At 71.8% G+C, this 8,918-nt stretch carries 7 protein-coding genes; 2 read left to right on the top strand and 5 right to left on the bottom strand.

Annotation, left to right across the window (positions count from 1 at the left end; all coding sequences use genetic code 11):
• The 3 genes from ABNT58_RS13935 to ABNT58_RS13925 all read right to left on the bottom strand — a co-directional run.
• Window positions 1-276 (bottom strand): FAD-binding protein (locus tag ABNT58_RS13935; RefSeq protein WP_348754065.1); only part of this gene is annotated, 276 nt, incomplete at its 3' end.
• Complete coding sequence (locus tag ABNT58_RS13930) at window positions 273-1,724, bottom strand: sulfatase-like hydrolase/transferase (protein WP_348754064.1); 1,452 nt, start codon at window positions 1,722-1,724, stop codon at window positions 273-275. The genes ABNT58_RS13930 and ABNT58_RS13935, both read right to left, overlap by 4 nt.
• Window positions 1,725-1,827: 103 nt before the next feature.
• Window positions 1,828-2,784: a LysR substrate-binding domain-containing protein gene (locus ABNT58_RS13925; protein WP_348754063.1), complete on the bottom strand. Its 957-nt coding sequence runs from the start codon at window positions 2,782-2,784 to the stop codon at window positions 1,828-1,830.
• Between the two features lie 220 nt (window positions 2,785-3,004).
• Between ABNT58_RS13925 and ABNT58_RS13920 the strand changes: the two genes are divergently transcribed.
• A complete protein-coding gene (locus tag ABNT58_RS13920; RefSeq protein ID WP_348754062.1) occupies window positions 3,005-3,214 on the top strand; it encodes a hypothetical protein in 210 nt (69 codons plus the stop codon).
• Between the two features lie 73 nt (window positions 3,215-3,287).
• The gene (locus tag ABNT58_RS13915) at window positions 3,288-3,635 is read left to right on the top strand and encodes an RNA-binding protein (protein WP_348754061.1); all 348 of its coding nucleotides are present in this window, start codon (window positions 3,288-3,290) and stop codon (window positions 3,633-3,635) included.
• A 49-nt stretch (window positions 3,636-3,684) separates the two neighbouring features.
• On the opposite strand, the gene ABNT58_RS13910 is transcribed toward ABNT58_RS13915, so the two are convergent.
• Together ABNT58_RS13910 and ABNT58_RS13905 are read right to left on the bottom strand one after the other, a co-directional pair.
• The gene (locus tag ABNT58_RS13910) at window positions 3,685-6,912 is read right to left on the bottom strand and encodes a hypothetical protein (protein WP_348754060.1); all 3,228 of its coding nucleotides are present in this window, start codon (window positions 6,910-6,912) and stop codon (window positions 3,685-3,687) included.
• A gap of 64 nt (window positions 6,913-6,976) precedes the next feature.
• A partial coding sequence (locus tag ABNT58_RS13905; RefSeq protein WP_348754059.1) for an adenylate/guanylate cyclase domain-containing protein occupies window positions 6,977-8,918 on the bottom strand: 1,942 nt, incomplete at its 5' end.

The following is an 8,918-nucleotide window of genomic DNA, read 5'->3' as shown; positions in this document are numbered from 1 at the left end:
GACGCCTTCCAGCGCATCCACCTCCTCGATGGTGTTCATGCGCTCGAGGTTGATGACGACGTCGCCTGCGTCGGGCACCGCGCCGCCGGCCAGGCCGGTCATGCCGCCCTGCACGGTGATGCGCCGGCCCTCGGCTGCGCAGCGCCGCACGATGGCGGCGACGGCTTCGGTATCAAGCGGGCGGTGCAGCTCGGCGGGTGGCCCGCCGACCAGGCCGCTCCAGTCGCGCAGGTAGCGCTCGTCGATGGCGGTTCCCATCAGCGCCGGGGCGGTCATGCGGCCACCGGCGCGGGCGTGGAGGTGGAAGAGCCCAGCCGGTGCGCGGCGTCGGCGCCGCCATGGCGGTCGATCAGCGCGGCCTGGTCGGCCTTGGCCAGGCGGTCCACCGCCTCGGGGTCGAGCATGCGGCGCAGGGCCGCGGCCATGTCGGCCAGCACCTGGGCATGGGCAGGATCGGCGGCCAGGTCGTTAAGTTCTTCGGGGTCTTGCTGCAGGTCGAACAGCTCGGGCCGGAAGCTCACGTAGTGGTGGTACTTCCAGCGGCCGATGCGCAGCATGAAGGCCGCGCTGTTGCTGCCGGCGGCGTGGTACTCGCTGACGATGGGGCGCTGCGCCTGCACCGGCGCGCGGGCCAGCTGGAACAGCGAGCGGCCGGGGCGCTGTGCCATCTCCGGCGCGGGATCGATGCCGGCGCCTTCCAAGATGGTGGGAAACAGGTCCAGCAGGTCCACCGGCGTGTCGCACACACCGGGGGCCACCCCGGGGCCGGCCAGCAGCATCGGCACCTTCACGCTTTCTTCGTACAGCGTGGACTTGCCCCACACGCCACGGGCGCCCAGGTTGTCGCCGTGGTCGGAGGTGTAGACCACGTGGGTGTCGGCGGCCAGGCCGGTGTCGTCCAGCGCGGCCAGGATCTGGCCCACGTTGTGGTCCAGCCAGCTGCACAGGCCGTAGTAGGCCGCAAAGGCGCGGCGGCGCTCGTCGGCATCGGCAAACACTTCTTCCGAGGGCATGAAGTCGCAATAGGCCTGCACCCACGGATGCCGGCGGTAGCCGGTGGCCGCGGTCAGCTTGGGCTCGGGCAGCGTGTCCACCGGGTACAGGTCGTACCAGGCCTGCGGCACCACCAGCGGAAAGTGCGGCGCCACCAGGCCCACGTACAGCACGAAGCGGCCCTGGTCGTCGCGCTGGCGCTGCGCGGCCTCCTTCAGCCAGGCCACGGTGCGCTCGGTCACCGAGCGGTCGTACTGGGTGTAGGAGGATTCGCCGGGCCCGATGCGTTCGCCCAGCATGCGCGGGCCTTCGGTGCGCGGCCGGTACGGATCGCGGATCGAGGCCCACACCATGCCGTGCCCGCCGACCACGTGCATGGGCAGGTGCTCGGCGTCAAAGCCGGCCGGGTCTTCCACGCTGCGGTAGTGCAGCTTGCCCACGCTTTCCACGCGCACGCCGTGGTCCTGCAGCACATGGCCCCAGCCGCGCTGGGCCCCGGTGTACGGCATCGCGTTGTCCCACAGCCGCAGATCGTGCACCCGCAGCCCTGTGGCAAATGCGGCCCGCGCCGGCACGCAGATGGGGCTGGGCGTGTAGGCGTTGGGAAAGCGCTGACCACGTGCGGCCAGCGCATCGAGGTGCGGCGTGCGGATGAACGGATGCCCCGAGCAGCCCATCATGCGGGGGTCGTGCTCGTCGGACATGATGACGACGACATTGCGTGCGGCCATGGCCTTGTCTCCTGCGGATGCGCGGTCGACATGCCACGCTGCTGCAGGGCAGTGTGGCCAGCGGACCCGGGCTGCACCAATACTGTTTGCGACTGACGAGGTGTCAGCGAATGCGATGGCTCGGTTCAGGCCCCAGCCAGCGGCCCGTCAGCCGGCCATCGGCCAGCAGCGCGGCCATCACGTCCACCAGCGTGTCGCGCACGGCTGCGGCGGCCGGGGCCAGCGGCCGGTCCTCCCGCCAGACCAGCGCCTGCACGCGCGTGAGCGCCGGGGCCACCACGTCGCGCGAGACGATGGAGCCGGCCGCCAGTGCCTCTTCGCAGATGGTGGCCGGCACCAGGGCCAGCGCCAGACCGGCCTTGACCACGGCGATGAGCATCGCGGGGCTGTTGAGCTCGTAGCGCACGTCCGGCGCCAGCCCCGCGGTGGCGGCCTCGCGCTCGATGACCTTGCGCAGGTCGTGCGCGCGGTCGGGCTGGGCCAGCGGGCGCTGCAGCACCTCGGCCAGCGGCCAGGCGGCTGGCGTGCCGCTGAGCTGTGCAGGCGCGCCGATGAGCACGAAGCGCTCTTCCAACAGCGGCAGCGCGCCCATGCCCTGCAGCTCGGACGGGTTGGGCATCAAGGCCAGCTGCGCCTGGCCCGACTCCACCTGCAATCGCGACTCGGACGACACGCCTTCCAGCACCGTCAGCGTGATGGCGGGAAAGCGCGCGGCCACCTGCTGCAGCAGCGGCGCCACCAGCACCGTTGACAAGGACCCGGCCAGCGACACCCGCACCGCCCCGGCCGGCGCCGCATCGCGGCCGGCCACCTCGTCCTTCAGCCCGTCGATGCCGGCCAGCAGGATCAGCGCGCGTTCATACAGCCGCTCGCCGGCAGGCGACAAGGCCACCCCGCGGGCATGCCGCTCGAACAGCCTGGCACCCAGGTCGCCCTCCAGCGCCGCCAGGTTCTGGCTGAGCGCGGGCTGCGCCACGTTGAGGTGCGACGCGGCCCGCGACAGGCTGCCGCTGCGGGCGATCTCGACGAAGTAGCGCAGTTGGCGAAGCGTCAGGTTCATGGCACGACCGGTGGGCGCCAGTATCGGCGACCGGCCGTGCGGGTAGAATGCACGGTCTTGCCGGCGCGCTGCCAACCCAGGCAGCAAGCAAGCGCCGGACGATCTTGCGACACCGTCGCCTTTTGGCTTGCCGAGCAGCAGCCAACCGAGCCACCACGCTCACGCAGGCTCCCCGCCTGCGGTTTTCTGATTGACCACGATTCCAAGCAAAGCCATTCCCATGGGCCAGTACGTCGTTTCGCCCACGACACGCACGACCGATTGCGGCCGCTTCCGCGCCTCCTTCTCGGTCCAACGCTCCAGGAGCGAAGGCAGCTACTGCCGCGTGTTCAGCTCGAACACGACCTTCGCTTCCCGCGATGCGGCCCACCTGTTTGCCGTGACCCAAGGGTGGCTGCAGACCTGCATGCCCAACCCGCCGTCGTGCTGACGGCCGCGCACCGACTTCCGGTTTGCACGCACGCATCGCGATGGATGCGCCCAGACTCCAAGAAAGGCTCCTGATGAGCACCAAGATCTTCGTGGGCAACCTGCCCTATTCCGTCACCGACGCCAGCCTCCGCAGCAACTTCGGCGAGTTCGGCAAGGTGTCCTCCGCCAAGGTCATGATGGACCGCGAGACCGGCAAGTCCAAGGGCTTCGGCTTCGTGGAAATGGCATCGGCCGAGCAGGCCCAGGCCGCGATCGAGGCCTTGAACGGCATGTCCGTCGATGGCCGCACCATCAGCGTGAGCCTGGCGCGCCCGCGTGAAGACCGCGCCAGCACGGGCGGCGACAGCGCCCAGGGCTATCGCGCCTCCCACCGGGCCAACGTGGGTTACGGCACCGACGGCTTCGGCGGCCGCGGCTGATCACCGCCCGCGCCACGGGCCGCGCCGTGGCTGGGTGGGCGCCGGTCGCCTACAGGTTGGCCATGGCCAGGTAGTCCAGCACCGCGGTGCCGCCCAGCGTGGCAAAGGGCAGCAGCACGGCCTTGAGCAGCGGCTGCTGTGAAAACGGCGCGAAGGCGCCTTCGCGCAGCGCCTCGATCTCGCGGCGCAACCATTGCAATTGCGGCGTGGCCACCGGCTCACTCGCGCCGGGCGCGGCCACCCGCAGCATCGCGTGGTCCACCTCGCGCAGCGCGGCCTGGCGCGATTGCTCGACCGCCCGGCGCAAGGCCACGGCGCAGGCCAGCACGATGGCCAGGCTCAGCAGCCCCATGCCCAGCAGCAGCCAGGGCAGCTCCCAGTCGTCGAAGGCACGGTGGCGGGCCACCAGCAGCAGCGACAGCACGATGAAGGGGTAGTAGATCAGGCGCGTGACCACGCGCGTGCGCTGCGCCGCAAACTGCAGGTCGATCCAGTGGTCCAGCAGCCGCGGCGGCAGCGGCCCCATCTGCGCGCGAAAGTGCTGCAGCGTGCGCTGCGGCCAGTTGGCGCCATGCAGCCGCAGCTGCTGCACGAAGCGCACGCAGAACCACGTCGCGTCCACCACGCCGAAGACGAGGTAGGTCATCGCCACCACCGCCGCCAGCGCCAGCCAGAAGTGCACATGGCCCGAGACCACGCCGCGCACCGGCACGCCCGCGTCCTGCACCAGCAGCGCCCGCAGCAGCAGGCCGGCGCCCATCATCAGCAGCGTGCAGGCGCTGATGCGCAGCATGCGCGCCGGGGCGCGGTTCTGCGCGATGTAGCGCTTCCAGAACACCTCGGCCCCGGGTGTCATCGCCGGGTCGGTGCGGTGGCTGCTGGCGGCATAGGCGGCCTGGGGGTCGAAAAGCCGCGCCAGCCGCTGCAGGCGACCGAGGCCGGCTTCTTCCAAAGCCAGCTCGGCATGCAGGCGCCGCCGCGTCTTGCCCAGGCGCAAGGCCAGCGCGATGTCGTCGAGGTTGCGCGACAGCGCCGTCCAGCCGCGGAACAGCAGGTGCAGGCACAGCCCCAGCGTGAACACGTGGATGGCCTGCGTCGGCCACAGGCTGATGCCTTCGGTCAGGCTCATCGGCTTGCCGTGGGCGGTGAGCCAGTCGGCCAGCATCGGCCAGTGCAGCGCGGCGGCCCAGGGCAGGGCGCCATGCAGCAGCAGCAGCCCGGCCAGCAGCAGCGCCCAGCGCGCGGGGCGTGCGCGGCCGGCCACCGCCAGGCCGCGGCGCAGGCGCCGGCGCAACGCACGGCTTACGGCCAAGGCCGGCATCCAGGCTGCTGCCAGCAGCGCGCTGAGCAGCAGCGCCAGCACGGCCGGCCGCACCTCAGGCCAGGCCGCGCTGTGGGGCGGGTGGATCTGGTCGCAGGCCAGCAGGTCGGTGCGGCAGGTGGCATCGGCGCTGCCGGCGGCTGGCGGCGCCAGCGCGTCTTCGGCGGCCAGGCGAAAGTCGAAGGCCTGGGTGCGGCCGATCTCGAAGATGCGCGGCGGCTGCAGCCAGCGGTCGATGCGCTGTTGCAGCGGCGCGGTGTCGGCCGCCGCGGCCGATGGCGACAGCGCCAGCCGCGTGGCCAGGAACACCGCCGTCTGGTAGGTGTCGCGAAAGGGCGGCGTGCCGGCCTGCAGCGGGTCGCTCAGCTGCAGGCCGAAGCTGGAGGCCACCACCAGGTTGCGCGCCCAGGCCTGTTCACTGGGGTGCAGCAGCCGCGCGTCCATGTCGGTGGTGAAGAACACCGCATTCGGAAAGTCGGGCTGCAGCGCCTTGAGCAGCAGCAGCTTGTCGTGCACGTCGTTGCCCAGCACGCCGATGGCGCGGATGCCGGTGCCACCGGCCGCGCGCAGCGCCAGGTCGCGCTCATGCAGCCGCGCGGCCAGCCGGCGCAGGTAGTCGAACTGGCTCTGGCCTTCGGCCCGTTCGATGAAGCTGCTGTCCTTGCGGCGTTCTTCCTTGTCGGCGGCCGACCGTGGCGCACCGCCGTCGGCCTGGGCGCCGCTGCGCTCGGGCAGCTGGCCGTCCAGGCCGCGCACGTAGCTGAAGCGCTGCACGCAAAAGCCCGGGCCCTGCCCATCCATCATGAACTGGCGGCGCAGGCTGCGGCCGTACAGCGTGTCCCATTCCGACACCACGGCGATGTGCTGCGGCGCGCCGGGCTGCGCGGCTTGCGCTGGTTCGCAGGCTTTTTGGCGGTGGTCGCGCAGGGCCGCGGGATCGGCACCCGGGGGCGATGACGCCGGGCGCAGGCCGCGCAGCGTGAGTTCGTCCACCAAGGCCCGCGACAGCGCCGTGTCGTCACCGCTGGTGCGCAGCAAGGCAATGCCCCGTTCACGCATGAAGGCGGCCAGCGACGTTGGCGGGGGCGGCTTGTGCGGCGCCAGCAACTGGTGGTCGGCCACCGTGGCCATCGGCGACAGGAACTGGATGGTCAGGCCTTTGAACATCCGGCGGTCGAAGCCGGGGGTGGCGGCCTCTTCGACCATCGCGCGCAGGCCGCCGGAGCTGACGGGCCCGATGACCTGCCAGCGCAAATGCCGGGTCAAGGCGTCGGCCTTCAGGCCGCGCATCAGGCGCTTGATGCGGCCGAACGGGTTGAGGCTGAACGCATCGTCGTCCAGCCACAGCACCAGCACGCGGCAATTGTTGCAAGGGGGTGTGCGGTCGGGCGCCGGCTCGAACCATTCGTAGGGCACCGTCTGCGGCAGGTGGCGCGGCACATCCACGTTGTCGGCGGGCGCGAAGTAGCCCAGATGCTCGCTGTTGAAGGGCACGAAGCCGCCGGTGTTCAAGCCCGACAGCACCGCATAACGCAACCGCCGCCGGCCTTCCACCGCCTCGGCGTAGGGCCCGCCCGGCAGCATCACCGGCAGCACGCGGATCTCGTCCAGCGACTGCGAGTGGCCGCGCTGGAGCCGCCAGACCATCTCGTCGACCAGGATCGTCCGGCGGCGCGCGTCTTCGGCGGCCAGCTGCCCGGGCTTCATCGTGCGGGCCGCCTGTTCGCGCTGGCGGGCCACGGCGCCGAAGGGGTCTTGCCACAGGCGGGCATCCACGTCCTGCGGCTCATAACGTTGCTCGGTGCGGGGCTCGTTGGCGGCGGGCCGGGTGCTTTGCAAGGACACCTCGTTGAGCACGAAGGCCCCTGCGGCCAGCATCACCAGGGCCACCAGCCCGTTGCCCGACCAGCCGGCCAGGCCGGATTTGCCCTGCACATCCATCGCGACTGCCCCCATGGGCCAGAAGGTAGGCCGCCTGCGCGGGCTTGGCCTCCTTCCGATGGGGGGACCGCTGCGGGGGCTACTTGCCGGCCAGCTCGATCAGGTTGTCGACGCTGCCCGCCTGCAGCCGGGCCGCATGCAGCTGCACCAGCTTGTCGTGCGGGCTGTCCTGCTGCAGCTGGGCAAAGCGCGCGCGGGCCGCGCTGCTGCCTTCGGTCATCGCGGCATAGGCCTGGGCATAGGCCTCCTGCTGCACGGCCTGGCCGTCGGTGGCGGCCAGCGGCTCGTACACCATGATGGGCTCCTGCCGGCCGGCCACGCGCAGGCGGCCCACCGGGCGCACCGGCAGGCCGGGGCAGCCGTCCAGCGTGGCCTGCGACAGGCACACATGGGTGCCCAGGTACTTGTTGGCGCCTTCCAGCCGCGAGGCGGTGTTCACCGGGTCGCCCAGCGCGCGGTAGTCGAAGATGTGGCTGCCGCCGAAGTTGCCGACGATCACCTCGCCGGTGTGCACGCCGATGCGGGTCTCGCAGAAGGCCACGCCTTCGGCCCGCCGCGCGGCCAGGTAGTCTTGCGCAAAGCGGTGCATGGCCAGCGCGCAGTCCACGGCGCGCCGTTCATGGTCGGCCTGCTGCACCGGCGCCGAGAACACGATGGCCACCGCATCACCCACGATGCGGTCCAGCGTGCCTTCATGGGCAAAGGCGATGGCGATCATGCCGTCCAGGTACTGGTTGAGCACGGTCACGGCCTGCGCCGGGTCCATGCGCTCCATCACCGAGGTGAAGCCCGCCAGGTCGGTGAACACGAAGCTGCAGCGCTGGCGCCGGCCGCCCAGCTCCAGCGCCTGCGGCTGGGCTATCAGGTAGTCCACCAGGTTGGGCGACACGTAGCGCGAGAACGCATGCCGCACCCAGCGTTGCTGGCGGTCGCTCATCACATGCCGCACCACCGTGGTGGGCAGGAACACGGCCAGCATGGCCAGCGTGGGCAGCAGCGGATCGAGCAGCAGGCCCTGCCGCGTGAAGGCCCACCAGGCGCCGCCCAGCAGCGTGCCGGCCAGCGCCGCAAAGGCCGCGGCCGACACCAGCGCGCCGGCTTGCATCGCGGCCACGGCCACCAGCAGGCCGCCCACGGCCACGGCCAGCAGCTCGGCCGCGGGCGCCCAGCCGGGCCGCTGCAGCCAGTGGCCGGTGACGATCTGCTCCAGCGCCTGGGCATGCACTTCCACCCCGGGGATGATGCCGCCCAGCGGGCTGAAGCGCAGGTCCAGCAGGCCCTGGGCGGAGGTGCCCACCAGCACGATCTGGTCGCGCAGCCGCTCGGGCGGCAGCTCGCCGGCCAGCACCTGCCAGGCCGGCACATAGCGCGCCGGCTGCGGCGGCGTGTAGTGCACCCACATCGATGCATCGGCCGTGGTCGGGATGCGCAGCTGCCCCAGCCGCAGGCCGATCACGCCGCCATCGTCGGGCGCGGCCTGCACGGTGTAGCGGTTGGCGCCCAGGGCCAGGCGCAAGGTTTCGGCGGCCAGTGAAGGCACCAGCCGGCCCTGCAGGTCGAACAGCAGCGGCAGCCGGCGCAGCACGCCGTCTTCGTCGGGGATGAAGCTCAGCGCGCCATGGCCGGGCGCGGCGCCGGTGAGCACCGGGATGCTCTGCACGCAGCCATGGAAGGACCTCAGCTGCGCATCGGCCGCGCCACCCAAAGTGACGAAGCCGGCGGGCGACTGGCAGGCGCTGCCGTCGTCCACCCCGGCGCCCATGCCATCGTGGCCGGTGGCCGTTGCGCCAGCGGCGCCGTCGGCTCCATCGAGCGCAAAGCCCAGCGCCACCGGGCCGGCGCGCAGGGCCTGGGCCAGCACCTCGTCGTGGTCGGGCAGGGTGGCCAGGGCCTGCGCGGCGGCAGGCGGCAGTCGGGTGGACTTGAGCAGTTCACGCGGTGAGGTGCGGTCGGCTTCGGCGAACACCACGTCCAGGCCCACCGCGGCGGCGCCGCCCTGCTGCAGGCGGCCCACCAGCTCG

The organism is uncultured Aquincola sp., assembly GCF_964001545.1.
GTDB lineage: Bacteria > Pseudomonadota > Gammaproteobacteria > Burkholderiales > Burkholderiaceae_C > Aquincola.
This window is presented reverse-complemented; position numbering and strand designations above follow the sequence as displayed.

Bases quoted from the DNA above. Each gene is read 5' to 3' on its own strand.
- ABNT58_RS13930 (WP_348754064.1), bottom strand. From the start codon at position 1,724: ATGGCCGCACGCAATGTCGTCGTCATCATGTCCGACGAGCACGACCCC.
- ABNT58_RS13925 (WP_348754063.1), bottom strand. From the start codon at position 2,784: ATGAACCTGACGCTTCGCCAACTGCGCTACTTCGTCGAGATCGCCCGC.
- ABNT58_RS13920 (WP_348754062.1), top strand. From the start codon at position 3,005: ATGGGCCAGTACGTCGTTTCGCCCACGACACGCACGACCGATTGCGGC.
- ABNT58_RS13915 (WP_348754061.1), top strand. From the start codon at position 3,288: ATGAGCACCAAGATCTTCGTGGGCAACCTGCCCTATTCCGTCACCGAC.
- ABNT58_RS13910 (WP_348754060.1), bottom strand. From the start codon at position 6,912: ATGGGGGCAGTCGCGATGGATGTGCAGGGCAAATCCGGCCTGGCCGGC.